Source organism: Streptococcus oralis, assembly GCF_001075875.1.
Taxonomy (GTDB): Bacteria; Bacillota; Bacilli; order Lactobacillales; family Streptococcaceae; genus Streptococcus; species Streptococcus oralis_I.
This window is the reverse complement of the sequence record NZ_JUOS01000027.1, coordinates 12,608-38,711: the sequence shown is the minus strand read 5'-3', so window position 1 is coordinate 38,711 and position 26,104 is coordinate 12,608. Positions and strand designations below refer to the sequence as shown.

28 protein-coding genes are annotated in these 26,104 nt (G+C 41.0%); 10 read left to right on the top strand and 18 right to left on the bottom strand.

Annotated features, from left to right (window positions below; genetic code table 11):
- Positions 1-191: 191 nt before the first annotated feature.
- From ADM33_RS01530 to ADM33_RS11390, 9 genes are all read left to right on the top strand, one after another.
- Complete coding sequence (locus ADM33_RS01530) at positions 192-587, top strand: helix-hairpin-helix domain-containing protein (protein WP_049502879.1); 396 nt, start codon at positions 192-194, stop codon at positions 585-587.
- 370 nt (positions 588-957) lie between these two features.
- Positions 958-1,536, top strand: a complete 579-nt coding sequence (locus ADM33_RS01525; protein WP_049502878.1) for a flavin reductase family protein — start codon at positions 958-960, stop codon at positions 1,534-1,536.
- Positions 1,523-2,083: a GNAT family N-acetyltransferase gene (locus tag ADM33_RS01520; protein WP_049502877.1), complete on the top strand. Its 561-nt coding sequence runs from the start codon at positions 1,523-1,525 to the stop codon at positions 2,081-2,083. The genes ADM33_RS01525 and ADM33_RS01520 overlap by 14 nt, the downstream gene beginning before the upstream one ends.
- The gene (locus tag ADM33_RS01515) at positions 2,083-2,661 is read left to right on the top strand and encodes an AAA family ATPase (RefSeq protein ID WP_049502876.1); all 579 of its coding nucleotides are present in this window, start codon (positions 2,083-2,085) and stop codon (positions 2,659-2,661) included. Before ADM33_RS01520 ends, ADM33_RS01515 begins: the two co-directional genes overlap by 1 nt.
- Positions 2,654-5,305, top strand: a complete 2,652-nt coding sequence (locus ADM33_RS01510; RefSeq protein WP_049502875.1) for a valine--tRNA ligase — start codon at positions 2,654-2,656, stop codon at positions 5,303-5,305. Before ADM33_RS01515 ends, ADM33_RS01510 begins: the two co-directional genes overlap by 8 nt.
- A 101-nt stretch (positions 5,306-5,406) precedes the next feature.
- Positions 5,407-6,717, top strand: coding sequence for an AAA family ATPase (locus tag ADM33_RS01505; RefSeq protein WP_049502874.1), 1,311 nt, complete (start codon positions 5,407-5,409; stop codon positions 6,715-6,717).
- Entirely contained in the window at positions 6,707-7,273 is a 567-nt protein-coding gene (locus ADM33_RS01500) for a hypothetical protein (RefSeq protein WP_049502873.1), read from the top strand. The genes ADM33_RS01505 and ADM33_RS01500 overlap by 11 nt, the downstream gene beginning before the upstream one ends.
- 52 nt (positions 7,274-7,325) lie before the next feature.
- A complete protein-coding gene (locus ADM33_RS01495; RefSeq protein WP_049502872.1) occupies positions 7,326-8,546 on the top strand; it encodes a DNA cytosine methyltransferase in 1,221 nt (406 codons plus the stop codon).
- Positions 8,547-8,616: 70 nt separating this feature from the next.
- Complete coding sequence (locus ADM33_RS11390; RefSeq protein WP_049502871.1) at positions 8,617-10,191, top strand: hypothetical protein; 1,575 nt, start codon at positions 8,617-8,619, stop codon at positions 10,189-10,191.
- Between the two features lie 64 nt (positions 10,192-10,255).
- On the opposite strand, the gene ADM33_RS01485 is transcribed toward ADM33_RS11390, so the two are convergent.
- The 16 genes from ADM33_RS01485 to ADM33_RS01410 all read right to left on the bottom strand — a co-directional run bounded on the left by ADM33_RS01485 (position 10,256) and on the right by ADM33_RS01410 (position 22,785).
- On the bottom strand, positions 10,256-10,855 hold the full coding sequence (locus tag ADM33_RS01485; RefSeq protein WP_049502870.1) for a response regulator transcription factor: 600 nt from the start codon (positions 10,853-10,855) through the stop codon (positions 10,256-10,258).
- A complete protein-coding gene (locus tag ADM33_RS01480) occupies positions 10,856-11,953 on the bottom strand; it encodes a sensor histidine kinase (protein ID WP_049502869.1) in 1,098 nt (365 codons plus the stop codon).
- Positions 11,953-12,690 (bottom strand): ABC transporter permease, encoded by a 738-nt coding sequence (locus ADM33_RS01475; protein ID WP_049502868.1) that lies wholly within the window; start codon positions 12,688-12,690, stop codon positions 11,953-11,955. Before ADM33_RS01475 ends, ADM33_RS01480 begins: the two co-directional genes overlap by 1 nt.
- A gap of 1 nt (position 12,691) precedes the next feature.
- The gene (locus ADM33_RS01470) at positions 12,692-13,576 is read right to left on the bottom strand and encodes an ABC transporter ATP-binding protein (protein WP_049502867.1); all 885 of its coding nucleotides are present in this window, start codon (positions 13,574-13,576) and stop codon (positions 12,692-12,694) included.
- The gene (locus ADM33_RS01465; protein ID WP_049502866.1) at positions 13,563-13,757 is read right to left on the bottom strand and encodes a hypothetical protein; all 195 of its coding nucleotides are present in this window, start codon (positions 13,755-13,757) and stop codon (positions 13,563-13,565) included. Before ADM33_RS01465 ends, ADM33_RS01470 begins: the two co-directional genes overlap by 14 nt.
- On the bottom strand, positions 13,754-13,945 hold the full coding sequence (locus ADM33_RS01460; RefSeq protein WP_049502865.1) for a hypothetical protein: 192 nt from the start codon (positions 13,943-13,945) through the stop codon (positions 13,754-13,756). Before ADM33_RS01460 ends, ADM33_RS01465 begins: the two co-directional genes overlap by 4 nt.
- A 224-nt stretch (positions 13,946-14,169) precedes the next feature.
- Entirely contained in the window at positions 14,170-15,837 is a 1,668-nt protein-coding gene (locus ADM33_RS01455; RefSeq protein WP_049502864.1) for a DAK2 domain-containing protein, read from the bottom strand.
- 2 nt (positions 15,838-15,839) lie between these two features.
- Complete coding sequence (locus ADM33_RS01450) at positions 15,840-16,205, bottom strand: Asp23/Gls24 family envelope stress response protein (protein WP_000216431.1); 366 nt, start codon at positions 16,203-16,205, stop codon at positions 15,840-15,842.
- Between the two features lie 150 nt (positions 16,206-16,355).
- Complete coding sequence (rpmB, locus tag ADM33_RS01445) at positions 16,356-16,544, bottom strand: 50S ribosomal protein L28 (RefSeq protein ID WP_001140948.1); 189 nt, start codon at positions 16,542-16,544, stop codon at positions 16,356-16,358.
- Between the two features lie 106 nt (positions 16,545-16,650).
- Positions 16,651-17,325 carry a LiaF transmembrane domain-containing protein gene (locus ADM33_RS01440; protein WP_049502863.1) on the bottom strand — a complete coding sequence of 225 codons (675 nt, stop codon included), beginning with the start codon at positions 17,323-17,325 and terminating at the stop codon, positions 16,651-16,653.
- Positions 17,326-17,329: 4 nt separating this feature from the next.
- Positions 17,330-17,776: a LytTR family DNA-binding domain-containing protein gene (locus tag ADM33_RS01435; RefSeq protein WP_006155797.1), complete on the bottom strand. Its 447-nt coding sequence runs from the start codon at positions 17,774-17,776 to the stop codon at positions 17,330-17,332.
- Positions 17,777-17,894: 118 nt separating this feature from the next.
- On the bottom strand, positions 17,895-18,398 hold the full coding sequence (locus tag ADM33_RS01430) for a phosphatase PAP2 family protein (RefSeq protein WP_049502862.1): 504 nt from the start codon (positions 18,396-18,398) through the stop codon (positions 17,895-17,897).
- Positions 18,399-18,400: 2 nt separating this feature from the next.
- Positions 18,401-18,757, bottom strand: coding sequence for a DUF2200 domain-containing protein (locus ADM33_RS01425; protein ID WP_049502861.1), 357 nt, complete (start codon positions 18,755-18,757; stop codon positions 18,401-18,403).
- Between the two features lie 63 nt (positions 18,758-18,820).
- Positions 18,821-20,581 carry an ABC transporter ATP-binding protein gene (locus tag ADM33_RS01420; protein WP_049502860.1) on the bottom strand — a complete coding sequence of 587 codons (1,761 nt, stop codon included), beginning with the start codon at positions 20,579-20,581 and terminating at the stop codon, positions 18,821-18,823.
- Entirely contained in the window at positions 20,571-22,340 is a 1,770-nt protein-coding gene (locus ADM33_RS01415) for an ABC transporter ATP-binding protein (protein ID WP_049502859.1), read from the bottom strand. Before ADM33_RS01415 ends, ADM33_RS01420 begins: the two co-directional genes overlap by 11 nt.
- The gene (locus ADM33_RS01410; RefSeq protein ID WP_049502858.1) at positions 22,324-22,785 is read right to left on the bottom strand and encodes a MarR family winged helix-turn-helix transcriptional regulator; all 462 of its coding nucleotides are present in this window, start codon (positions 22,783-22,785) and stop codon (positions 22,324-22,326) included. The genes ADM33_RS01415 and ADM33_RS01410 overlap by 17 nt, the downstream gene beginning before the upstream one ends.
- 207 nt (positions 22,786-22,992) lie before the next feature.
- Here ADM33_RS01410 and ADM33_RS01405 point away from each other — a divergent pair, with 207 nt between their 5' ends.
- Entirely contained in the window at positions 22,993-23,667 is a 675-nt protein-coding gene (locus tag ADM33_RS01405) for a CD20-like domain-containing protein (protein WP_049502857.1), read from the top strand.
- A gap of 222 nt (positions 23,668-23,889) precedes the next feature.
- Here ADM33_RS01405 and ADM33_RS01400 read toward each other — a convergent pair whose 3' ends face one another.
- Positions 23,890-24,606 (bottom strand): YebC/PmpR family DNA-binding transcriptional regulator, encoded by a 717-nt coding sequence (locus ADM33_RS01400; protein WP_045762594.1) that lies wholly within the window; start codon positions 24,604-24,606, stop codon positions 23,890-23,892.
- A gap of 97 nt (positions 24,607-24,703) precedes the next feature.
- Entirely contained in the window at positions 24,704-26,074 is a 1,371-nt protein-coding gene (locus ADM33_RS01395) for an MATE family efflux transporter (RefSeq protein ID WP_049502856.1), read from the bottom strand.
- Positions 26,075-26,104: the final 30 nt, after the last annotated feature.

The following is a 26,104-nucleotide window of genomic DNA, read 5'->3' as shown; positions in this document are numbered from 1 at the left end:
ATCGTTTCATTATACCATATTTTTCAATTTTCTTCTATTATCGTCTATCATTCTACGGTGAAATTTCCCATATATCTCCTATATTTCCAGTATATCAAGCCTTGCATTTCCTAAAGAAAGTTGATACAATAAAACCATAGAGATTCGATCCTTGTTCAGCCACAGGGATTTTTTATTGAAAGGATTTTATCATGTCAAAGACACTCCAACGTAAAAAACAATTGAGAAACAACCTACGTCGCTCAGGTGCATTTTCAAGCACTGTAAACAAGGTTGTCGAAGAAACAAAAAAAGTTGTAAAACATGCTGAAAAAGCAGCAAGCGATGCAGGTAAAGCTGTCTCTAAAAAGGTTGAAAAAACTGTAGAAGCAACCAAAGAGCAAGCTCAAAAAGTTGCTACTTCTGTAGAAGATTTCGCAGCTAACCTAGGGGGACTTTCAGTTGACCGCGCTAAGACTTTCTACGATGAAGGTATCAAGTCTGCTGCTGACTTCAAAAACTGGACAGAAAAAGAACTCCTTGCCTTGAAGGGAATCGGTCCAGCTACTATCAAGAAATTAAAAGAAAACGGCATCAAGTTCAAGTAATCTTTCTTGTTCCTTGCTTTTCCGTCAAAAACTTGTTAAAATAAAGCCATTAGAGGTGTTTTGAGTCCCACATTTTACAGAAAGTGGCGGTGCTGAGAAGTCCACAAATGTGTCAAAACTGGTTGCTAATGGATGAAATTAAAAATTGAAATATAAATCTTTTTGTTTCCTTTTAGGACTAGACAGCGAGTTGCAGGCTGTACTCAAGTACGGCAAGACGAGCTAACGACGTCATAAAAGAGAAACAAGAAGATTAAAGTTGCGGGCATCTGCCCGAAATTGGGTGGTACCGCGGATTAACACATTCGTCCCTGTCAGATTGATGGCAGGGGCGATTTTTATTTTAGACCCCTAGCCAAAGGAGGTTGTCATGAAACAATCTTTTAACACCAGCAAGCTCTACTATGGTTTTCCTATCTTCATCTTGGGATATCAGGACAAGAACTTTGGGCACAATATCACGACCTGCAGTTCCTCTTATAGCCTGGGAGATTGGCTGGTCATCGGTGTTGGCGCTGAGGAAAATGCGGCTGACCAGATTAAGCATTATCAACAGTTTACCGTAAACATCCCTGATGAAAACTTCATGCTCGAAATGGAGCAGGCTGGTTTTATCAGCCATCGGGAAAAGTTAAAACGCCTAGGGCTTGACTACGAAATTTCTGTACGGACTCAGGCCCCGATTTTAGAGGCATGTCCAGTCGTATTGGACTGTCAGGTGGATCGGATTATCGAGGAAGATGGCATCTGCCATATCTTTGCCAAGATTCTCGAGCGACTGGCTGATCCAGAGCTCTTGGACGATAAAGAGCATTTTAAAAATGACCGCTTTGCCCCAACTTACTTTATGGGGGACGGTCATCAACGCGTTTACCGTTATCTGGATGACCGAGTCGATCCCATGGGAAGCTTCATCAAAAAAGCGAGGAAGAATAATGACAAGAGCTGAACTGCCAGAACAAATCGAAACGGAGCGTCTGGTCTTACGAGTCCGTACCGTGGCGGATGCCGAGGTTATCTTTGACTATGCTAGTCGTCCAGAGGTTTCTTACCCAGCAGGCTTCCCACCCGTCAAGAGCTTGGAAGATGAGATTTATTATCTAGAGCATATCCTTCCTGAGCGCAACAAAAAAGAAAATCTCCCAGCTGGCTATGGGATTGTGGTCAAAGGGACTGATAAGATTATTGGGTCTGTCGATTTCCCCCGTCGTTACGAAGACGATGTACTGGAGATTGGCTATATCTTGCACCCATACTATTGGGGGCACGGTTATGTTCCCGAAGCAGCGCGTGCCTTGATTGATCTGGCTTTTAAAGAATTGGGTCTTCACAAGATTGAGCTGACTTGTTTTGGCTATAATGTCCAAAGTCAACGTGTCGCTGAGAAGCTTGGTTTCACCCTCGAAGCTCGCATCCGAGACAGAAAGGATGCTCAAGGAAACCGCTGTGACAGTCTCATATATGGCTTGCTGAAGAGTGAATGGGAGGTAATTTGATGCATCTTTTCATCATTGGGGCTCCGGCTTCTGGGAAAATGACGATTGGTCAAGAGTTATCTCGACTGACAGATGCTACCCTCTTTTATAACCATCAAGCCATCGATTTTGCACTAGAAATCTATCAGGACTTTACAGAGGAAATGTGGGAATTTGTTCGTGGAATCACCTTTTCTTTCCTTGGAGCAAGTGCAAGAAATCAGCGATCAGTAATTTTAACTGACGTAATTGATTTTTCAAATCAGTACCAGCTGATGTATTTAAAGCAAATTCAGGATTTATTGGATAACTTTCATCAAGAGATTCTGTTTGTTGAATTGGAAACAAGTCTTGAAGAGCGTTTACGTCGAAATCGAACGGAGAACCGGTTGAAGCACAAGCCCTTGAAACGGCATATTGAGATATCTGAAAGAGAAATTTTAGAGACCGCTGAAACACTTCAATTAAATTTCCAACATCAACCGAATGAGTTGCACCACTACCTTAAAATAAATAATACGAATCTGTCTGCAGAAGAAGCTGCTAAGCAGATTCAAGAAAAAATGAAAACAATAGAGAAAGGACACACACATGTCTAAAGAACTTTCACCTAAATACAATCCAGCCGAGGTTGAGGCTGGTCGTTACCAAAAATGGCTTGACGCTGATGTTTTCAAGCCTTCAGGAGATCAAAAGGCTAAGCCTTATTCAATCGTGATTCCACCACCAAACGTAACTGGTAAACTTCACCTTGGTCACGCTTGGGATACGACTTTGCAGGATATCATCATCCGTCAAAAACGAATGCAAGGTTTTGACACCCTTTGGCTTCCAGGTATGGACCACGCGGGGATTGCCACTCAGGCTAAGGTTGAGGAGCGCTTGCGTGGTGAGGGTATTAGCCGTTATGACCTGGGTCGTGAAAAATTCCTCGATAAGGTTTGGGAATGGAAAGACGAATATGCCACTACCATCAAGGAACAATGGGGCAAGATGGGGCTCTCTGTAGACTACTCTCGTGAGCGTTTCACCCTTGACGAAGGTTTGTCAAAAGCCGTTCGCAAGGTCTTTGTGGACCTTTACAAGAAAGGCTGGATCTACCGTGGTGAGTTTATCATCAACTGGGATCCAGCAGCTCGCACAGCCCTTTCTGATATCGAAGTTATCCACAAGGACGTCGAAGGTGCCTTCTACCACATGAACTACATGCTAGAAGACGGCTCACGCGCCCTTGAAGTTGCCACTACTCGTCCTGAGACTATGTTTGGGGACGTTGCCGTTGCGGTCAATCCAGAAGACCCACGCTACAAGGACTTGATCGGTAAAAATGTCGTCCTTCCAATCGCTAATAAATCAATTCCAATCGTTGGAGATGAGCACGCTGATCCTGAGTTTGGTACTGGTGTCGTGAAAATCACACCTGCCCATGATCCAAACGACTTCTTGGTTGGTCAACGCCACAACTTGCCACAAGTCAACGTCATGAACGACGACGGAACCATGAACGAGCTTACCTTCGAATTTGCAGGTATGGACCGTTTTGAAGCTCGTAAGGCAGTCGTTGCTAAGCTAGAAGAAATCGGTGCTCTTGTTAAAATCGAAAAACGTGTTCACAGTGTTGGTCACTCAGAACGTACAGGTGTTGTAGTTGAGCCACGCTTGTCTACGCAATGGTTCGTGAAGATGGACCAATTAGCTAAAAATGCCATTGCCAACCAAGATACAGAAGACAAGGTAGAATTCTACCCACCTCGTTTCAACGATACCTTCCTCCAATGGATGGAAAATGTCCACGACTGGGTCATCTCTCGTCAGCTCTGGTGGGGTCACCAAATCCCTGCTTGGTATAATGCTGAGGGTGAAATGTACGTCGGTGAAGAAGCCCCAGAAGGTGACGGATGGACTCAGGACGAAGACGTCTTAGACACTTGGTTCAGTTCTGCCCTTTGGCCATTCTCAACCATGGGCTGGCCGGATGTCGACTCAGAAGACTTCAAACGTTACTTCCCAACTTCAACCTTGGTAACAGGTTACGACATTATCTTCTTCTGGGTATCTCGTATGATCTTCCAATCATTGGAATTCACTGGTCGTCAACCATTCCAAAACGTCCTGATCCACGGCCTTATCCGTGATGAGCAAGGACGCAAGATGTCTAAGTCACTCGGTAACGGGATTGACCCAATGGATGTCATCGAGAAATACGGTGCGGATGCCCTTCGTTGGTTCCTTTCAAACGGTTCTGCACCAGGTCAAGACGTGCGCTTCTCTTACGAGAAAATGGATGCATCATGGAACTTCATTAACAAGATCTGGAACATCTCTCGTTACATTCTCATGAACAATGAAGGATTGACTCTTGAGCAAGCAACTGCCAATGTGGAAAAAGTTGTTAACAAAGAAGCTGGAAATGTCACAGACCGCTGGATTCTCCACAACCTCAATGAAACGATTGGAAAAGTCACTGAAAACTTTGACAAGTTTGAGTTTGGTGTTGCAGGTCATATCCTCTACAACTTCATCTGGGATGAGTTTGCGGACTGGTACGTTGAGTTGACCAAGGAAGTGCTTTATAGCGACAACGAAGAAGAGAAAGTCATTACACGTTCTGTTCTCCTTTATACTTTGGACAAGATCCTTCGTCTCCTCCACCCAATCATGCCATTCGTGACAGAGGAAATCTTTGGACAAATCTCAGAAGGCTCTATCGTTACAGCAGAATACCCAACTGTTAACCCAGCTTTTGAAGACCTTGCAGCTCATACTGGTGTAGAAAGCCTCAAAGACTTGATCCGTGCTGTTCGTAATGCGCGTGCGGAAGTAAACGTAGCACCAAGCAAGCCTATCACCATCCTTGTTAAGACAAGCGATAGCGACTTGGAAGCCTTCTTTAACAGCAATGTCAACTACATCAAACGCTTCACAAATCCAGAACACTTGGAAATCGCATCAAACATCCCTGCACCTGAACTCGCTATGTCAAGCGTCATCACAGGAGCAGAAATCTACTTGCCTCTCGCAGACCTCCTCAATGTCGAAGAAGAGCTCGCTCGTCTTGACAAGGAACTGGCTAAATGGCAAAAAGAACTGGATATGGTTGGTAAGAAGCTCTCTAACGAACGCTTCGTAGCCAACGCCAAACCAAAAGTCGTCCAAAAAGAACGCGACAAACAAGCCGACTACCAAGCCAAATACGACGCGACCGTCGCACGTATTGATGAGATGAAGAAGTTGGTGAAATAAAACAATATGTACTTAATAGACAATTTATACCTCTGCTCTGCTTTTTTACGTAGTTTATGATAAAATGATGGTGAAAGTCCTATTTTAAAAGGAGATAATACATGAAGCTAATAATAGATAATATAGGGAACGTTGAACATGCAGAAATTGAAATAAAAGGAATTACAACTATTGCCGGGTATAATGGGACCGGAAAGAGTACAATTAGCCGTTCTTTATTTTCGATATTTAGTGCTAACTATGATGTAATTAATAAAATTTCTAGCGATAGAACTAAATCAATTAATCGAATTTTGTCAAATTATTTATCAGATGTTGAGGTGAATTGGGAAACTTCTTCTGCAAGAGGACAAGTTAGAAGAAGAATAGCCCCAAGACGTATTTTTAGTGAATTAATAAAAACAATTTCAAAAAATTTATTACTTATTATTGATGAAAATATTGGTGAACTTTATAGTAATACTATAAAAAATAGTATTACCAATTCAATAATTGAGTTTAATGAAGATAATGTTAGATATCAGATTTCGAACATTGAAGATTTAGACTTAGATGTTATTTCTAAAAGCATTGAAGGAGTATTATCTCAGTCGGATCAATCTATTTCTAATCAAATTTTGACAAAGCATTTGAAAGATGAATTTAATAATCAAATAAATAATATATATGATTCAGTAACGGGAATGATTTCCTTACAAATAAAAGAGGAAAAAATAAATGTTGAAATTAATCAAAATATAGCTTCTTCAGATAAATTGATAAATTTTAAAACAGATGTGGTTTATATTGATGATGCAGCTGCTATAGTTGATAATTTTTATTTGAATAATTTTTGGTTTGAAATTAATTCAAAATTGGATCATAATTCTCACTTGATAGAACAAATGAATGACAAAAGTTATGATACATATACATTACGAGCTAGAACAACAGATAGATTAAACTTAGTGTTTAGGAATATTAACAACCTATTGAGAACAGAGTCTGTAAATAGTTCAGAAGATGAGGAGGATGAAAAAAAACTTAACATAGTTAATTATTCTTCGGGTATGAAAACTTTTTACTTAATTAAATCTCTTTTGGAAAAAGGAGTAATTAGAGAAAATGGAACACTGATATTAGATGAACCTGAAGTTCATTTACATCCCGAGTGGCAATTAAACTTTGCTGAAATTATCGTATTACTCCAGAAGGAATTTGGATTGCATATTCTTATCAACACTCATAGTCCTTATTTAGTTGAAGCAATTGACATATTTAGTAAGAAAAATGGTATAAATAATTCTGTTAAGTATTATCTTGCAAAAAATGATATTAAAGATGTTACCGAATCAATTGATGAAATTTATGAGCAAATGTATGTTCCTTTAAATCGCCTTGAGGAGTTGGCGGAGGATTTTGATGATGAGTAAAAAAATTAGCTGTATATTGCATGATTTCAACAATAGATTTTCTGAATGTCGTAGCGACATTAAAACTTGCTCATATGATTCTCATTCTAAGCATTATTTTGTAAACTCTGAGTATACTTGTTATAATTTTGATAAGATTTCAGAAGTTATTTTTAAAGAACATAGCTTTGAAAAATGGCAATCTGTAGATACAATTCTACCTCTTCTTCCTGTAGATGTTGATAGTAAATTATATTTAATAGAGTTTAAGAATTCAAAAGATACTCCATATGCTGTTGTTAGAGCTAAAATATTATCGAGTTTGTTTCTATTAGAAAATTTTTATGATTTACAAAAAGATGATTATAAAAGAATAGTGACAGTTACTGTAGTTAAATCACGAAAAAGAAAAAAATATTTAGAAAATATTAGACAACATCAGGCAAAAAGAAGTGGTGAATCACTTTATAAAGTTGAAAATTTTAGGGCTTTAGAAGAGTTTTACGGAATTGAATCTTTTAAATATACCCCTGAAAAATTTATAGAATTTATAGAGAATAATAGCTTAGTCAGTTAGAATTTAAATATTAAAATTTTATAGCTTTATATTTTAGAAAGCAGGTTACTACATGACAAATTCTGTAAGTTCGAACCGACCTGAGAAGTACAACATTGCAGCTTTCTTCTCAGGTGTTGGGGGAATTGAGTTGGGATTTGAACAGACCAACGAGTTCAGAGTGGTGTATGCTAATGAATTTGATAAGTATGCGCGTCAGACTTATCAGTTAAACCATCCAGATACCTATTTGGATGGTCGTGATATTCACGATGTTCAGCCAGAGGATATTCCAGCTGAGCGCGTGGATGTGATTATGGGAGGTTTCCCTTGTCAGGCCTTTAGTATTGCAGGTTATCGCAAGGGCTTTGATGATGATCGTGGGGATCTTTTCTTTGAATTGCTTCGCATGATTGAGGGATGCAAACCTCGAGCTATTTTCATCGAAAATGTCAAAAACATGGTCGGTCATGACCACGGAAACACCTTCAAGGTTATTCGTGAAGCCTTGACTGAAAACAACTACTTTATCAAGTGGAAAGTTCTCAACGGGAAAGACTATGGAAATATCCCACAAAACCGTGAGCGGATCTACATTGTTGGCTTTGATACCAAGGCAGCTTATGACTTGTTTGAGTTCCCAGAGGAAATCAAGCTGACAACGACTCTTCAAGATGTGATTAACTTTGGTGATAAGCTAGATGAGGTCTACTACTACCGTGAAGGCAAGCAGAATTTCTATGATCAGTTGAAGTTTGAGGTGACCAGTCAGGATACGGTTTACCAATGGCGCCGTCAATATGTCCGTGAAAATAAAAACGGAGTTGTCCCTACCCTAACAGCAAATATGGGAACAGGCGGCCACAACGTTCCATTGATTTTGACAGACAGCGGTGAGATTCGTAAGCTGACACCGAAAGAAACTTTTAACGTTCAGGGATACCCTAAATCCTTTAAAATACCAGAAGGGGTTTCTAATGGTCAGCTCTATAAACAAGCTGGAAACAGCGTGGTTGTTCCTGTTATTAAACGCATCGCGGAGAATGTTGCCAAGGCCTTAAACGAAAGCCAAGGTCAATCTCAACTTGACCGCTCAGGAAAATTTGCCATTATCTACACCAAGATGAACGGCCAGTTTGAAGGGCAATCCTATGTCAAGGATTTTGTGGATAGCTATGACCAGGCTCTTAAAAAAATCAAGTCTTATGACGATGGTTTAGCCGTTTTATCAGACGAAGAGTATTTGAGACTTGTAAAAAAACAAGGCAAACTCGAATTTTACAGTATAAATTAACGAATATATAAGAGGATTAGTGAAAAACTAATCTTCTTTTGATATACTGAAAATAGAAAAGAGGGTGCTTATGTGGGAACATCTAAAGTCTGAACAAAAAGAAAAATACAAAACCTTAATTACCAACTTCGCTAGCTTGAGCCAAGCTTTCTCTCAAAAGGCAGAATCCGAAGACGAGGGACAAACAGAACATTCTGTCGCTCCTATCGTCAACTCCAAGTTTCAGGAGACTGTTTTTCAAAAAGCTTTTAATGCCGTAGGGGAAGATATCGCCAATACTTCCTATGATGCTTCCGTCATTGTGGATGAAAATCATAAATACTTAGTGGGTATCAAGTCTTTTGGGATTAATTCTGGAGACCAAAAAATTGCCCAGTTCAAGAAAGATTCTCAATCTTGGACAGACTTGTTGGGTGATATTAAGTTCCATGCCGATATTTCAGCTGATAAAGAAGCTGCAGACAAGGAAAACTATCAGCGCTATGAAGAGTTGGCACGAAAGATTGCGATCTTAAGAAATCAGAGAATCGAATCCTCTAAGGCGCAAATCAAGGGATTTAGCTCAGACTCGGTCAATGTTGAAGCTGTTTACCACGTCTTGATGCCAACCCCAAAAGGAGAAAATCCTAAGATTTTTGTTGGTGAAACATCTTATTTACCAGTTGATATTGATAATCTGGTCATTGAAGGGTCAACTACCAAAAACAATCCAACTAATTTTCAATTTACGGATGGGCAACACCACTACAAGTACACGGCAGCTGACAGCCAGCTCCATATGACTTTTAACAATAAAGACATTGTGGTAGATACTTGGAACGTTCATTATATTGAAGATCCTTTTTCTCTCTTTGAAAATCTTCATTTACTGACCGCTGAAAAGGAACAATCCGATATCCTAGAAACAGTATCTTGGGTTATCACAGACAAACATGGAAATGTGGAAGAAAACTCTGGTTTCAATGCCTTTAACGGTGCTTCAAAACTAGCTAAGAAAGACCGCTTGCCACGGATTCTAAAGATTCAGGATAAATTTAAGGACGGTCTGGCTCCAGAAGAACTAGCTTTTGTGACCTTCTCTTTAGAAGAAATCCTCTTGAAAAAGTGGACTAGTAAGGAAGAGAAAGATCAGATGAAGGCTATTCGTGAGGACTTAATTCACTTTGTCCACAATACTGGCAATAAAAAACTCATCAAAGAGATTGAACAACTCGTCTATCGTCCAGTCAGTGAAGTTTATATTCCTCTGCCTGACTCCAAGAACTTCCATGATAAAAGACCAGACTTCTTTGGTCCTGGATTTGGAACTTTTGAACCTGGCACTAAAAAACTAGCTCTATCCAAAGAAGAAAGAACCTTTAAGCTACGATTTTTACCTTCTGGAGATGTCATTAATGCCTATATCAACCAAGAAGCTGGTAAGGCGATTCAGTCAACTGATAAGCAAGAAATTCTTGGAAATTGGATCTTGCGTGGTGTATTCCAGTTGCAGGAACGAGAAGTCTTGACAGGTCAACGACTCAATGAGCTGGAAATCAACGGTATTCGATTGACCAAATTTAAAAATGGTGAAATCGGGATTGAATTCATCTGGATTGACACTGAAAATCCACCAAGCGATGCCATCGGTTGGGTAGCCAAATAGACTTGAATAATACAAAAAAATCTCTTAGATCATTTCTAAGAGATTTTTACTTACTTATCGCCCCTCACAACCAGCCTTCTTCTTCGGCAGTTTTGGCTGCTTCGGTTCGGTTGCTAGCGTTTAGTTTGGAGAGGATATTAGTCATGTAATTACGGACCGTGCCGTTTGAGAGGTAGAGCTTATCCGCAATTTCTTGGTTGGAGAGCCCCTGTGCAACTCCATGCAAAACAGCGACTTCTTGCTCGGTCAAGGGATTGGGATGGGTCATCATGACTTCCATCAGCTCTGGAGAATATTCCTTGCGTCCCTCTAACACCGTATGCAGGGTTTGCATGAGTTCGGCGATGCTTCGCTCTTTCAAGACATAGGCGTCGACTCCTGCTTTGACCGCTCGTTCAAAATAGCCTGGACGTTTAAAGGTTGTAACGATAACCACCTTTGTTTCAGGCACTTCTTGTTTGATCCACTCGAGCGCTTCTAGTCCCGTCTTGACTGGCATTTCGACGTCAAGGATGGCAATATCTACTGCTTCTTTCCCCAAAACCTCGATAGCGTCGGCTCCATTTTTCGCCTGCAAGACATCCTCCACATCTGGTTGAAAGCTCAAGAGTTGACACATGGCGTCTCTGAGCATACTTTGATCTTCTGCGACTAATACTTTCATCTACTTTCTCTCCTTATAAGGCAGATGCACGCGCACCTCTGTGGGATCTTTCAAACTGACCAGCTCTACTTGACCTGAGAAGGCTGCCGCACGGTCACGGACTGTATGGAGTTCATTCCCTTTTACAGTTGCAAATCCTTTCCCGTCATCTCTAACTGTCAGGACCAATTCCTGATCTGTACGTTCCATTTTTAGATAGGCTTTTTTAGCTCTGGCATGCTTGATGATATTGGTCACCAGTTCTAACAAAATCATAGCAGCTGTCGACTCCACATCCTGGGTCAAGCTAGCCTTGTCCAACTGATTATCAACCTCAACCTCAATCCCAGCAATCTCCAGCATCTTCTTAACAGTCTCAAGCTCTGAAGCTAGGGTCCGTGATTTCAGATTTTCCACGATAGTTCGCACTTCATTCATGGAATCCTTGCTGATCTGGTGAATTTCTTTTAATTCCTTTTCCACCTGTGGATAAGCCTCCATCTGAAATAACTGCAAGGCCAAATCTGTCTTGACACTCAGCATAGCAAAGGTATGTCCCAGACTATCATGCAAATCCTGACCGATACGACTACGTTCATTTTCAGCAAGCAATAGATTTATCTGGGCATTTTGCTTGGCCTGAGCTTCTTTCAAATCCTCCACAATACGAATCCGAACCAAGCCCAATGTCATCAAATCCACAAAAGTAAGAATTCCAAGCTCAAAGGCTACAGCCTCAGTTTCGACAGACTGAAACATCATGAGTTGTCCAACAACAAGAACTTGAGCAAGGAGAAAAGTCCAGACATGAAGTGAACGTAGGCTACGCACTCTAAAATGATAAATTAAGAGATTGGAAAGGAAAAAGAAGAACCAGATATAATTTACAGCAACAAAGGCAGTATTCCCAACTACATAGACCAGCATGATGCCCCAATATAGCCAAGATAGGCGCTGGCTCTTAGTTGTTAAAACACCCAAATACGCCACTACAAATAGAATATCAGTCAATAAATGCCAGACAGGAAGCCACCCAGTCACTACAGGTAGGATGGGGAAAATCATAAAAATTAAACTGACCCAGAACATATAATGTATGCTTTTCAGTCTTTCAAGCATTAAGCATTCTCCTTATGACCTTGAAGGTAAATGGTCAAACCAAACAAAACAGCTGAAAAAACAAGTAGATAAATTGTGGCTGATAGATTGATGCCACCCTCATTTAAGAAGGTCTTGATCAATTCCATCAACTGATAGCTTGGTAGGCGCTTCCCGATTGCTTGCATCCAGTCTGGAAATAAAGAGACAGGCATCCAGAGTCCGCCTAAAACAGCCAAGCCAAAGTAAAGAAGATTGCCCACGACAGACATCAGCTGACTGGACGGTAAGAGAGTCAAGGTCAATCCAAGTGCTACAAAGGCAACACTTCCTACTATCAGCAAGAACGCAGCCCCAATCCAGCTTCCTAAAGGCATATCCACACCTCTGACCAAGTGTCCAACTGAGAAAACAACCAGGATTGAGACCAAATAATCAACCATCATACTTGTTATCTTTGATAAATAATATTCTACCATATTTACAGGAGTATGGCGTAATGTTTTCTGCCAGTTGTTGATTTTATCGGTATGTAAAACAGCTGGGAATGAAAACATTGCTGTTGACATCATGGAAAAGGCTGTCATGGAGATGAGGTAATCACGCATAAAATTAGCTGGTCCACCAGGTGTGTCCTGGTACATGCCTGAAAAGAATAAATAGAATGCTGTCGGCATCCCTACGGATAATAGATAATAGACTAATTGTCGTTTGGTCAATAGAAATTCTATCTTATTTAGTGCGATCCATCGTTTCATCTTAGTCATCTCCCTTTTGTGTTTCTTCAAAGATTGTATCTAGCAAACTACGATTATTGACTTCAATTTCTTGAATCCTACATCCTGCTCGGACTAACAGTTTCCAGAAATCATCCGCTTCACGTGTAACTACTTGCAAAGCATCTTGTTTTTGTGACCAGTTTTCAACCAAGTTTGACTGCTCAACGACTTCCTTGAATGCTAGAGGAAGGATAAAGTGCTTTTCAATCTCCTCACTGCGCATGGCTAGAGGTGTTGTATCGCGAATCAACTCTCCCTTATTCAAGACCAAGATTCGGTCCGCTGTATGCTCTACCTCTTCGATATAATGGGACGAATAGAGAATGGTGACTCCTTGGGATTTTAGGTCCTGGACAATTTCCCAAAAACGTTGACGGGTTGAAGTATCCATGGCAGCAGTTGGTTCATCTAAAAAGACTAGCTTTGGTCGTCCAATCAAGGTCAAGACAAAAGAGAAGAGACGCTTTTGCCCACCTGACAATTTTTCTGCGAATTGTTCTTTTTGTTGCTTGTCAAACTGCAATAGTTGATCGATTTCCTGGTTGCTCAAGGGATTTGGGTAAATACTTTGAAAAAAAGCAATTAACTCTTTGACCTTTAATTTCTGAACGATTACATTTTCTTGAGGGAGGTAGGATCTTGTGTAGTCTAACTTAGAGCTCGTCACTGGCAAGCCTTGGATGGATACTTGACCGCTGGTGACCAGTTTATCTCCTAGCAAACAGTCCAAGAGTGTGGTCTTCCCAGCACCATTTGGCCCAATCAATGCGACGCATTCACCTTCAGCTACCTCAAAGGAAATACCCTTCAAAATAGCCTTGCCCTTGATGTTTTTATTTAGGCTTTCTACCTTAATCATGTTCATGGTATTCTCCTTTCAGCCACTCCTTTCCCATCGGAAAGGCGATAAAAATCATAAATCCTAATCCCCAGGCACCGCGAATGGCTTGGTGAAGGAAGGCTTGATCAAACCAACCAGTAAACATTTCTACCAACCATACCACTAGTGACAGTCCAATAAAAAGAAAGAGAATCGCTTTTTTCATTTTTCAAACTCCTTTTTCACATCTGAGACCAATTTCAAGCTTTCTCGTATCAACCAAGACATGATTCCAAAGCTTGCAAACAACTCCCAAGGAAAATGATAGAAGCCTTCATCCAATCCTGAAAACATGAGATAAGTCATGACTCCTGCTGCTACTAAACTCATTGCGACAATTACTTTATGTTTCATTTTTTTCTTCCTCCATTTGATACATCTAGTATAATTCTTTGAAGGTAGAATCACTAGAAGCTTCTGTCATGAGGAGATATGACAAATGTCATTAAAAATGATGGAACAGAAATTACTAGATTGGATTGATTTTCTAGCACCAATCAGCTACTGGGTCCAAAACTCATTGCAAACCAAAAAGATCGGGAATCTTTTCCCGACCTCTTTCGTTTTCTATTTCATTCTTATTCCACACTGAAAAGATATGGATACACTGGTTGTTGACCTTGGTGGATTTCTACTTCAACATCTTCGAATTCTTCTGCGATTTCTTGGGCGATTTGGTTAGCCAATTCTTCACTTCCATCTTCACCGATATAGAAGGTTACGATTTCACTGTCTTCATCCAACATATGTTTCAAAGTTTCAGTCAAGGTTTGGTGCATGTCAGGGTTTGATACGAGGATCTTACCATCTACCATACCCAGATTGTCATTTTCATGGATTTCCAAACCATCGATAGTCGTGTCACGAACGGCTGTTGTTACACTACCGCTGACCACATCACCAAGGGCTGCAGTCATGCGTTCTTTATTTTCTTCGATAGACTTACTTGGATCGAAGGCAAGAAGACTAGTCAATCCTTGAGGAAGGGTACGTGCTTCTACCACAACAGCTGGTTGTTCCAATACTTCTGCAGCAGATTGAGCTGCCATAAAGATGTTTTTGTTGTTCGGCAAGAAGATGATGTTGCGAGCATTCACTTGCTCTACAGCCTTGATAAAGTCTTCTGTCGAAGGGTTCATGGTTTGTCCACCTTCGATAACATAGTCCACACCTTGAGCACGGAAGATGTCTGCCAAACCTTGTCCAGCTACCACTGCGATAAGAGCATATTCTTTTTCTTCAGCTGGTTTGCTGACTTGAGCTGCTTCTTTTTCCACTTGTGCTTCGTGTTGGTTACGCATGTTATCGACTTTAACCTTAACCAAGCTACCATACTTGAGTCCTTCTTGCATGACAAGACCTGGATCTTCTGTATGGACGTGAACTTTAACGATTTCATCGTCATTGACAACAAGCAATGAGTCCCCAAGTTCGTTCAAGTAGTTACGGAATTCTTCGTAGTCAAAGTCTTTTGCATAAGTTGGGCCTTGCTTAAGGGCAACCATGATCTCTGTACAGTAACCAAAGGTGATGTCTTCTGTTGCCACATGTCCAGCTACAGACTTGTGGTGTTCAGCATTGATCATTTCACTCATATTCGCTGGAGTGGCAACAAAGTCTTCAGACGCACTGTATTCACCAGTAAGAGCTGAAAGGAAGCCTTCATAGATAAAGACCAAACCTTGACCACCTGAGTCTACAACTCCAACTTCCTTCAAGACTGGAAGCATATCTGGTGTCTTCGCAAGGGCTGTTTTAGCTCCTTCCAAGGCAGCGCGCATAACCTCAATGGCATCGTCTGTCTGCTCGGCTTTTTTCTTAGCACCAATGGCAGCACCACGTGATACGGTCAAGATTGTTCCTTCAACTGGCTTCATAACGGCTTTGTAGGCTACTTCAACACCAGATTGGAAGGCAAGAGCTAGGTCTTTCCCTGTTAACTCTTCTTTTGTCTTGATGGCTTGCGAAAATCCTCGGAAAAGTTGAGAAGTGATAACTCCTGAGTTTCCACGCGCACCCATCAACAGACCTTTAGCCAAGATACTCGCAGCCTCACCAACAGTTGAAGCTGGTTTGTCTGCTACTTCTTTAGCACCATTTTCGATAGTCATTCCCATGTTTGTTCCTGTATCTCCATCTGGAACTGGGAAGACGTTCAATGAGTTGACATATTCAGCTTGCTTGTTCAAACGAGTAGATGCAGCCTGTACCATTTCTTGAAATAAGCTTGTAGTAATATTTGACACGATTATTCTCCTACAACTTTGATATTTTGAATATAGACATTCACAGTTTGAGCAGTGATGCCAAGTTGGTTTTCCAAACTAAAGCGTACACGCTCTTGGATGTTTTTTGAGACTTCACTGATTTTTGTACCGTAGCTCAACACGGTATATACATCAACTGCAATGCTACCATCTTCGGCCGCTTTTACAACGACACCTTTAGAATAATTTTCCTTCCCAAGGAGGGCTTGGAAATTATCTTTGAGGGCTTTCTTACTTGCCATACCGACCACACCAAAAATCTCAGTTGCTGCACCGCCTACAACGGTAGCAATCACTTCATCTGTTAGTTCGATTTGACCATCTTTTGTATTAATTTTTACAGTCATTTTTTCTACCTCAACTAGTTGATACTCTATTTTATCATATTTCAAGCCAAGTGTAAAAGCAGAATACTGTATCGGCGGATATTTGCTCCTTTGACGAGACTTTTTGAGCTTAGAGCAAAAGAAAAAGACCTGATGGCCTTTTACTCTTTATTAAACACGTTCTACTTTACCTGATTTCAAAGCACGAGCTGAAGCCCAAACTTTTTTAGGTTTACCATCGATAAGTACAGTAACTTTTTGAAGGTTTGGTTTTACGGCACGTTTTGTTTGGTTCATCGCGTGTGAACGGTTGTTTCCTGATACAGTCTTACGACCTGTAAAGTAACATACTTTAGCCATTTGTGTTTTCCTCCTATTAGATCTAATATAGCGGATGTGCTAGCACCACATACTGTACTATGTTATCACACTTTCTCTTTTTTGGCAAGGGGATTGGAAGATTTTTTTATTTAACGTAAACAACTCCTAGTTTCCCAAAAGCTACATCTCCACGGATAATCAAAGTTTTGCTGGTTGGGGCTACAGGGGCATCTGCCTTGGCTGCTCCACAAAAAGTCTCTACCTTTAGATCTACTCTCCAGTGTTGAGGCACGTAGATAACTGCATTCCCAAAACCGACTTCGATATTCAGAGTAGCAAAATCACCTAACATCTCTGCATTGTCATAATAGATTTTGGCATTCCCAAATCCGACTTCAAACTCGTCTTCTACCAATTCTTGGTCTTGCTTGTAAAATGTACCCGCCCCAAAAGCGACTTCCTTGTCTGTCAGAATGGTCTTTTCACCGTCATACCACCATTTTTTTCCATTCCAAGTTCTGTTAGAATGAGTGAGTGCGCTGACACCCATTACGATTAAAATACTTGCCCAGAACAATGATTGATTTGGAATCGGTAAAATGTCATAAAAATGATTAGCAATCATGAGGGCCACTAGGGCTGTAAAAGAAGCTGATGTCAGATGACGACGAAGCAAAGCTTCAATTGATTGATAGGCAAAAAATCCAATCCCAATCAAAGGCCAAATGTGCCCTCCCAGAGAAGGGATTCCAAAATTCCCCTGCAATAACACTAAAGCTGCCAATACTAGCAACACAATACCAAATGCTTTCTTTTTCATGTTCTTACCTCATGTTTCTTAGATTTTCTTTTAGGAGGGATTGGTAGTGCCGTGACACGTGAACCTCCTTGTGGGTCTGATAAAAGGAAATAGTGCCTGTCCCTGAGAAGGACTTGTCCACTGAGTAGACCTGCCGAAGATTGGCTATGGTCGACTTGGATACCCGACTGAAATAGCGGGGCAGGATGGACTCTAACTCATAAAGCTTGAGTCGAACCTCGTAGGCTTCTTTCTGGGTGTGGGCATAGATTTTACTACCTTCTGTCTCAAAAAAGAGAATTTCCGCCAAGTCTAAGTAGTACTCACCCGTCCCCTTGTAAAAGATCAACCTAGGAGCTTTGGTTTCTTGCAAGAGTCGTTGCAAGTCAGCTATTTCATCTGTCAGGGCTGCAGCCTTGATGACAATCTCTGTCTCAGTTAATTCACTATCAATCTCGATTCGTAACTTCATCCTATCTCCTTTCTGCATCTACTATACCAAAGCCTAAAAGACTTTACAAGGGCAAAAAAGCAAGTGGTCATTTTTGCCCCGTAAGTGGTTACGAGGCCAAGCCCACTTGCTTTGCTTTTTAGAAAATAAAGAAAAGAATTCCCCAGAGGAGGCCACAGGCGTAGCCAACTAGAACATCCTTGGAATAATGAACACCCCCTAAAACTCGCACAAGACCGAGAAGAGCTGAAAAAACCAACAAAATCAACCCCACAGGCAAATTTGCATGCAAGCAAGCCATGGAGATAATGGTTGCTGAAAAAACATGACGGCTGGGCATTGAATGACCAGAACTGTCCTTGTCTAGTAGCGGGGCAATCCTCCAAGTCTCATAAGGACGCGGTTGATTGATCCACTTACGAACGAGCGTCAATAGGACAAACCCCAAAGCTGGCACCAAAATATAAGCAGCAAGGTCTTGCCCCAAGCCCTTGCTTATAAAACTTGTTCCCAACAAGGTCATGTAAACTAAGGGCATCAGCACTGTCATCATGCGATTAAAAATTCGCATCAGTTGCAATAGTTGTGGATGTCGAAGGAGGCTTGATTTCCTTTTATCGTACCACTCTTGATAGTTTTTCATTTCTATTTCTCATACTTTTCTAGGACCTGCTGGGCTGTTTTCCCCTTGGCAAGCCAGTCCACTAATTTGTCCAGACGACGGATTTCCTGCATCAGAGGATCATCAATTTCCTCAATACGAACACCACAAACCTTTCCTGTTACGGTAATCCGTTCAGGAGCATAAGACGGTGCCTGTCGAAAAAAATCTCCATAAGTAAGGTCTTTATTCAGACAAGTGAGGATGTCACTCACTTCATAACCTGTCAGCCAACTGGTCACTCGGTGAACGGATTCTGCCCTTTCACCCTTTCGCTCAACCTTTGCGATCAAAGCTTGATAGACCGCAGAAAATTTCATATTGTATAATTTTTGACTCATACTTCCCTCTTTCTATTATACCAGTATAAAGAAGAAAAAGAAGGCCGTCAAGCCTTCTGAGATTTATTCTTCTACTTCATCTTCTGTGAATTGACTATTGTAGAGGTCTGCATAGAAACCACCTTGAGCCATGAGTTCTTCATGATTTCCTTGTTCGATGATATTACCATCTTTCATAACTAGAATCAAGTCAGCATTACGGATCGTTGACAAGCGATGGGCAATGACAAAGGATGTGCGTCCTTCCATCAAACGGTCCATAGCCTTTTGAATCAACTCCTCTGTACGTGTGTCTACTGAGGATGTCGCTTCGTCCAGAATCAAGAGCGGAGCATCCTTGAGCAGGGCACGAGCGATGGTCAAGAGTTGTTTTTGTCCTACTGAAAGAGTTACTGTATCATCCAAGACGGTATCGTATCCATCTGGTAAGGTTGTGATAAAGTGATGGATTCCTACTGCTTTGGCAGCTTCAATCACGCGCTCATCACTAATTCCTGTTTGATTGTAGATGAGATTGTCTCGAATGGTTCCTTCAAAGAGCCAGGTATCCTGCAAGACCATTGAAAAGGCATCGTGTACTTCTGAGCGCTTCATAGCCTTGGTATCCACACCATCAATGCGAATACTTCCCTTATCAATCTCATAGAACTTCATCAAGAGGTTAACAATGGTCGTCTTCCCAGCACCAGTTGGTCCAACAATGGCAACCTTTTGACCTGCATGAGCTATCGCAGAAAAGTCATGAATGATCGTTCGCTCCGGTGTGTAGCCAAATGAAACTCTGTCAAAGACCACTTCACCCTTCATGTTGGTCAATTGTCTTTCCTTATGAGATTCATCTTCCATTTCTTCTTCACCAAGAAATTCGAAGACACGAGTCATGGCTGCACTAGCTTGTTGCAAACTTGTAATCCCTTGGGCAATCTGTGATAAGGGTTGCGAGAAGGTTCGAACATAAACCATGAAGGCTACGATAATCCCGATACTGATATGACCTTCAAGAGCCAAGGCAGCACCGACGATAATGACCAAAACATAACTAAAATTTCCAACAAAGAACATAGCAGGCATCATGATACCAGAAATAAACTGAGATTTCCATATACTATCATGTAAATCTTGGTTTAGACTAGCAAATGTTTCTTTTGTTGGCTCCACAGCATTATAGCTGGTCACCACATTGTGGCCAGAGTACATTTCTTCCACATAGCCATTTACAGCTGCTAGGTTATTTTGTTGAGCTTTAAAGTAGCCCTGCGACTTGGCCATAATTACGGAAACCGCCGTAAATCCAACAAGGGTTGAAACAACGGTTACCAGTGCCAAAATCCAGTTCATACCAAACATGGTAATCAAAACTGCAATCAGCAAGAAGCTAGCTGAGATAACTGTCCCTAGACTTTGATTGAGTGACTGAGCCGCCGTATCGACGTCATTGGTTACACGAGAAAGAGTGTCCCCTTGAGAATGACGGTCAAAATAAGCAAGTGGCAAGCGATTGATTTTCTCAGCAATAGCTGTCCGCAAACGTTTTGAGAAATGTTGGATACTAGTTGAAAAAATGTAGGCTTGCGTATAGTTCAGGATAATCCCAAGCACATAGAGGATAACCAAAAAGCTAGCAATACTTGAGACAGCCTCTAGGTCAATCTCTGTCATTAACCCATCTGAAATCAAATTGGTAATTTCTTTGATTTTAGTTGGTCCATAAACCGTGATAATACTTGAACATATAGCCGCCACAACTGCGATTAGTAGGGGAAGTTGGAGACCTGCTAGAAAAGGTCTACACTGTTTCCATAAGGACATTTTCTTATTTTCCATGTTCCAATTCCTCCTTCGATAGTTGTGAATAGGCAATTTCTTGGTAAACTTCATTGCTTGCAAGAAGTTCCTTGTGGGTGCCTTGTCCCACGACTTTACCTTGATCCAATACTAAGATAAGGTCTGCATCCATAATGGTTGAAATGCGTTGAGCAACGATTAACTTGGTCATGGATTGTGTTTTTTCAGCTAATACTTGACGCAAGATACGATCTGTCTTGTAGTCCAAGGCTGAGAATGAATCATCAAAAATGAGAATCTCTGGTTTACGAGCCAAGGCGCGTGCAATGGCCAGACGTTGTCTCTGTCCACCTGAGAAATTGGTCCCGCCTTGAGCTACTTCTGAAGCTATACCTGCTTCCTTATCTTCTATAAAGTTTTTAGATTGAGCCAATTCCAAAGCTTGCCACATGGCCGTATCACTTAGTGGCGTTTCTTGACTCTTACCAAAGTCGAGATTGCCCTTAACATCTCCAGAAAAGAGCACAGCTTTTTGAGGGATATAACCAACTTTATTACGCAAATCTTCTAAGTCATAATTCTGAACATTGACGCCGTCTACTAGAATTTCTCCCTCTGACACATCATAAAAACGGGGCAAGAGGTTCACAAGCGTAGATTTACCAGAACCAGTTGAACCGATAAAGGCAATGGTTTGCCCTGCTTCTGCCTTGAAGCTGACATGTTCTACTACTGCCTCTGAGTTTTTAGAGTAGCGGAAGGTTACGTCGCGGTATTCCACTTGACCTTGAATAGAAGAATCTGCCGTCTGTGGGTGACTAGGATTTTCAATAGAGGAATGAAGATCTAGCACTTGATTGATACGTCCTGCAGAAACCAAGGTACGAGGCAAGACGATAAAGAGAGCACCCATGAGTAAGAAGCCCATTACCACTTGCATAGCATAGGACATGAAGACCACCATATCGCTAAAGAGTGGTAGACGCTCTGTCAAGCTAGCGTCGTTGATAAGATAAGCACCAAGCCAGTAAATGGCAAGGACCAAGCCGCTAGAAATCGCCATCATAATAGGATTCATAATAGCCATTAAGCGACTGACAAAGAGATTGATTCGTGTGACTTCATCATTGGCTTCTTCGAATTTCTTATCTTGGTATTCCTCAGCATTGTATGCACGAACAACCCGAATCCCTGTCAAGCTTTCACGGGTGATGCTATTAAGTTTATCTGTCAATTTTTGAATGACAGATTGTTTAGGAAAGGCTAGAGTCATGAGAACAGTTGTCATCAAGACATTGACGATAACAGCCACCACTACTGCCCAGAGCCAGTATTCTGACTTGCCAAGGATTTTCCCAATAGCCCAAAGCGCCATGATAGGTCCGCGAGTGACAACCTGAAGTCCCATGGTAAAGAGCATCTGAATCTGCGTAACATCATTGGTCGTCCGAGTTAAAAGGCTGGGGATTGAAAAACGTTTAATTTCTGTTTGGGAGTAATCCAAAACACGATTAAAAATATCGCTTCGTAGATGAGCCGTATAGGATGCTGCAACTCGAGCGGCAAAAAATCCAACTGTTACAGATGATAGGAAGGCTAAGAATGACAAACCCATCATCTTAGTTGCTGGCGACCAAAGGTCTCCCAACTCCGTACCTGGCGTTCCGAGTAATTCTGTTATTTTTGAAACGTAAGTCGGTACTTCTAACTCTAGATAGACCGAGCAACAGGTAAAGAGAACAGTTATTAGAATCATGCCCCACTCTTTTCCTGTGATACGCTTAGCGAGTTTCTTCATTCTTACCTCCTATTTTCTCTACATTTGCTTGTAGTTGGCCCATGACTTCTTCAAAAATAGCGAGATTCTCTTCGGAAATGCCATCAAGCAAACTACGGTTCATTCGATCAAAGAATGATTTGATTTGTTTCATCTGAGAGCGTGATTTTTCGGTCAACTGAACAAATTTCGCCCGTTTATCACTTGGACTCACCTCCAACTCTACCAAACCATTTTGCACCATACGCTTGACCAAATTACTAGCAACTGACTTGGTAATATTGAATTCTTGTTCAATATCCTTGATGAGTGTTAATTCTTGTTCATGCTCACGACGATCTAAAAAACGAATGACCTGCCCTTGCGGACCACCCATAAATTCAATACCACAACGCTTGGCTTCCTTTTGTACCATCAGATGTAACTGGTGACCAAAACGTTTAAAGACCAACATCGGCTTATCCATGATTGCTCCTTTTTACACATAAATAGTTCTCACGAGAACCAATTGGTTTTCATGAGAACTATTTTATCACTTTCAAATAGGATGTCAAGAAAAAAGTTTCCTTGAGAACTATCTAAGCAGAAATTGACATAAGCTCTTATTTTATCTATAATAAACACTATCTCACAAAGATACGAATCCAGTTTACTAGAAATGAGAAATTCACACATGAAACAAAAAGAACAGAAAATCTTAGGAATTCTTGCCATCATCTTTGGAGCCCTGGCGCTTCTTGGTTCTTGGATACCTATCGTCAACATCCTATCATTTTTCCTTGCCATTACCACTTTGATTTTAGGAGTTTTTGGTATTGCCATCAATATCAGAAACCGTAAAACATTGGCTATCATCGGAACAACCTTAGGTCTTATTTCCATTGTCCTTGTTTTAATAACTCAAGTTCTATCTACTAATATCTTTACTGATTTCGCCAGAACCTTTAGTCACCCCTATAGAAACATCACTTCTTCAACTGATACTGAGGATTATGGTGAACTTCCTGATAGTAGTACAGACGAGGGGGATGACGAGGAGGATACTGAATTCTTCACTTGGAGTCAGGAACAGTTCGATGCCTTGGTAGAAGGTGATACTTCTGATAGCGGGAAAGGTGGCAGCAACTACAAAGATATTATCAGGAAACACGGAATCCCAGATTCAGAAACAGATTCAGTTATGGGAGACTATGAAATAAAAAGAATCACCTATCTCTCCATCAGTTCAGACCCTAAGACAGTTGTGCTCACGTTTGTTAAGCAGGAAAATGGCCAGTTTCTTCTAATCCGTAAATTTGCTGTCGGACTGGACCGAAAAGAACAATCTGATTCTGGAGTGAAAGTTTAACATAACTAAAAAGGTGCCGGGAATAGCAATCGGTAGACCAAGTCTCGATTTCTAAACCCCAGCACCAGGATATTTCCACAATCCATTGGATTATGGACAATTATAGATTACTAATAACGTTTTGAGCAAAAGAAATTTTTGTCTCTTTCCTGCCCCTTTTGTCATCACAGGATAAACAAACCCCTTGAAAACACTGAATTTTCAAAGGGGTTATTTTTATTCTTAGAATCCATCTACGTTTGTGTAGATTTTTTGTACGTCTTCGTCGTCTTCAAGGACTCCATAGAGTTTTTCAAATGTTTCCAAATCTTCACCTGACAACTCAACTTCTGATTGAGGAATCATTTCCAATTCAGTTACTTGGAATTCTTCAATACCAGATTCACGCAAAGCAACGATAGCCTTGTGAAGGTCAGTTGGTGCAGTGTAGACAGTGATTGTTCCTTCTTCTGCTTCTACATCATCTACATCAACATCTGCTTCAAGCAAGAGTTCAAAGATAGCATCAGCATCTTCACCTGCAAAGACGATAACACCTTTGTTGTCAAAGAGGTAAGATACAGAACCTGAAGCTCCCATGTTCCCACCGTTTTTACCAAAAGCAGCACGCACGTTGGCAGCTGTACGGTTAACGTTTGAAGTCAAGGTATCAACGATCAACATTGAACCATTCGGCCCAAATCCTTCGTAACGTCCTTCTGTAAAGGTTTCGTCTGTGTTTCCTTTTGCTTTATCAATTGCCTTATCAATAACGTGTTTTGGCACTTGCGCTTGTTTAGCACGGTCGATAACGAATTTCAAAGCAGTGTTTAGTTCTGGATCTGGCTCACCTTTTTTAGCTGCTACATAGATTTCTACACCAAATTTTGCATATACTTTAGAGTTAGCTCCATCTTTAGCCGTTTTCTTAGCTACGATATTGGCCCATTTACGTCCCATTAGGAATCTCCTTTTTTCACATTTTAATCTTTCTTATTATAACACAAGTCTATCCGATTTTCACTAGAGGAAATGGATTTTTCTTTTGTAAATTAAGCTAGGATTTCCCGCCAGTAGCCAAGAGTTTTTTGCCTTCTTTGATCCATGGATGTTTGGAAAGTGAGAAGTAAAGTTGGGCAGTCATAACTAGCCAGAGAAGGGGCTCACATAGAATCACACCTGTATAACCTGTCCAAGGAATAATCCAAGCCACGAAAATAATTTTACCAAAAAACTCGATAAAGCTTGATACAAGTGGCAAGAATTTTTGACCGAGACCCTGCAAGCTATTTCTATAGATCAATAAAAGACTCAAAAACGGATAGAATACAGAACTGATGCGTAGGTACAAAGCCCCATTTTCAATCAAGTAACCGTCTGTCGAACTTGCCAGGAAAGAAACTAGGCTAGGACTTGCAAAAAATAGGAATACACAAGCAAAGCTTGCCCAAGCCATACTGATATAACTCCCTAGTCGAAGACCGTGGACAATGCGATCTGGACGTTTTGCACCAAAGTTTTGAGAGATAAAAGTCGTCATCGATGCTGAGATAGCCGTCATTGGCAATAAGGCAAAGGCCATGATTCGGCGTGCTGCTGTCTGAGCACTGATAATGACTGCTCCAAAACTATTGACAGAGGATTGCAAAATAACACTTCCGACAGAGACGATTGAACCCATCAAGCCCATGGCTAGCCCCTGCTCTAAGAGATCGACATAGAGGGCCTTATTCCATTTAAAATCCTTCAACCTAGGAAGGAGCTCTGGAACACTCTTTCGGATATAGAAATAACAAAGGATAGCTGACAAACCCTGGGAGATAATGGTTGCAAGACCAGCAGATTGAACACCTAACTGCAATTGTGTAATAAAATACAAATCCAGAATGACATTAACGATGGCTGAGAAAATAAGAAAACCAAGCGCAGCAAGACTATCACCAACAGAGCGTAGCAAACCTGCAAAAAGATTATAAGCAAAGCTCACTCCCACACAGCTAACAATCATGGAGATATATTCATAGGACTGAGGGAGAATTTCTGCAGGTGTTTCTAGGTACTGTAAGAGTGGATAAAGACCAAAAAAGCCCATCAACATGACAAGCACACTCAAGATAATCCCTAAAATCCAAGTTGCTGCGACAGCTTCCTTAATCTTTTCAAAATTACGAGCGCCGTAGAGACGTGCAATAACAACACCCATCCCATTTCCAACACCGAGGGCAAAGCCGATAATCAAATCAAAAATGGCTGTCGTTGCTCCGACTGCCGCCAAGGAATCTTGCCCTAAAAAACGCCCAACAATCAAGATATCAGCTGTATTGTAAAGTTGCTGAAAGATATTGGACAGTAGAATCGGTAATGCAAAACTAATTAGCGCGGGAAGGATGGGACCATGAATCAGGTTCACCGTTGATTTTTTATTCATAAGGCTATTATATCAGCTTTCCAGTAGGGG

Excerpts from the sequence above, each read along its gene's own strand:
- ADM33_RS01505 (WP_049502874.1), top strand. The coding sequence starts at position 5,407 with ATGAAGCTAATAATAGATAATATAGGGAACGTTGAACATGCAGAAATT.
- ADM33_RS11390 (WP_049502871.1), top strand. The coding sequence starts at position 8,617 with ATGTGGGAACATCTAAAGTCTGAACAAAAAGAAAAATACAAAACCTTA.
- ADM33_RS01460 (WP_049502865.1), bottom strand. The coding sequence starts at position 13,945 with ATGAAACATAAAGTAATTGTCGCAATGAGTTTAGTAGCAGCAGGAGTC.
- ADM33_RS01475 (WP_049502868.1), bottom strand. The coding sequence starts at position 12,690 with ATGAAACGATGGATCGCACTAAATAAGATAGAATTTCTATTGACCAAA.
- ADM33_RS01485 (WP_049502870.1), bottom strand. The coding sequence starts at position 10,855 with ATGAAAGTATTAGTCGCAGAAGATCAAAGTATGCTCAGAGACGCCATG.
- ADM33_RS01495 (WP_049502872.1), top strand. The coding sequence starts at position 7,326 with ATGACAAATTCTGTAAGTTCGAACCGACCTGAGAAGTACAACATTGCA.
- ADM33_RS01450 (WP_000216431.1), bottom strand. The coding sequence starts at position 16,205 with ATGACTGTAAAAATTAATACAAAAGATGGTCAAATCGAACTAACAGAT.
- ADM33_RS01525 (WP_049502878.1), top strand. The coding sequence starts at position 958 with ATGAAACAATCTTTTAACACCAGCAAGCTCTACTATGGTTTTCCTATC.
- ADM33_RS01410 (WP_049502858.1), bottom strand. The coding sequence starts at position 22,785 with ATGGATAAGCCGATGTTGGTCTTTAAACGTTTTGGTCACCAGTTACAT.
- ADM33_RS01520 (WP_049502877.1), top strand. The coding sequence starts at position 1,523 with ATGACAAGAGCTGAACTGCCAGAACAAATCGAAACGGAGCGTCTGGTC.
- ADM33_RS01440 (WP_049502863.1), bottom strand. The coding sequence starts at position 17,325 with ATGAAAAAGAAAGCATTTGGTATTGTGTTGCTAGTATTGGCAGCTTTA.
- ADM33_RS01395 (WP_049502856.1), bottom strand. The coding sequence starts at position 26,074 with ATGAATAAAAAATCAACGGTGAACCTGATTCATGGTCCCATCCTTCCC.
- ADM33_RS01470 (WP_049502867.1), bottom strand. The coding sequence starts at position 13,576 with ATGAACATGATTAAGGTAGAAAGCCTAAATAAAAACATCAAGGGCAAG.
- ADM33_RS01435 (WP_006155797.1), bottom strand. The coding sequence starts at position 17,776 with ATGAAGTTACGAATCGAGATTGATAGTGAATTAACTGAGACAGAGATT.
- ADM33_RS01400 (WP_045762594.1), bottom strand. The coding sequence starts at position 24,606 with ATGGGACGTAAATGGGCCAATATCGTAGCTAAGAAAACGGCTAAAGAT.
- ADM33_RS01415 (WP_049502859.1), bottom strand. The coding sequence starts at position 22,340 with ATGAAGAAACTCGCTAAGCGTATCACAGGAAAAGAGTGGGGCATGATT.
- rpmB (WP_001140948.1), bottom strand. The coding sequence starts at position 16,544 with ATGGCTAAAGTATGTTACTTTACAGGTCGTAAGACTGTATCAGGAAAC.
- ADM33_RS01500 (WP_049502873.1), top strand. The coding sequence starts at position 6,707 with ATGATGAGTAAAAAAATTAGCTGTATATTGCATGATTTCAACAATAGA.
- ADM33_RS01510 (WP_049502875.1), top strand. The coding sequence starts at position 2,654 with ATGTCTAAAGAACTTTCACCTAAATACAATCCAGCCGAGGTTGAGGCT.
- ADM33_RS01515 (WP_049502876.1), top strand. The coding sequence starts at position 2,083 with ATGCATCTTTTCATCATTGGGGCTCCGGCTTCTGGGAAAATGACGATT.
- ADM33_RS01420 (WP_049502860.1), bottom strand. The coding sequence starts at position 20,581 with ATGGAAAATAAGAAAATGTCCTTATGGAAACAGTGTAGACCTTTTCTA.
- ADM33_RS01480 (WP_049502869.1), bottom strand. The coding sequence starts at position 11,953 with ATGCTTGAAAGACTGAAAAGCATACATTATATGTTCTGGGTCAGTTTA.
- ADM33_RS01405 (WP_049502857.1), top strand. The coding sequence starts at position 22,993 with ATGAAACAAAAAGAACAGAAAATCTTAGGAATTCTTGCCATCATCTTT.
- ADM33_RS01465 (WP_049502866.1), bottom strand. The coding sequence starts at position 13,757 with ATGAAAAAAGCGATTCTCTTTCTTTTTATTGGACTGTCACTAGTGGTA.
- ADM33_RS01530 (WP_049502879.1), top strand. The coding sequence starts at position 192 with ATGTCAAAGACACTCCAACGTAAAAAACAATTGAGAAACAACCTACGT.
- ADM33_RS01430 (WP_049502862.1), bottom strand. The coding sequence starts at position 18,398 with ATGAAAAACTATCAAGAGTGGTACGATAAAAGGAAATCAAGCCTCCTT.
- ADM33_RS01425 (WP_049502861.1), bottom strand. The coding sequence starts at position 18,757 with ATGAGTCAAAAATTATACAATATGAAATTTTCTGCGGTCTATCAAGCT.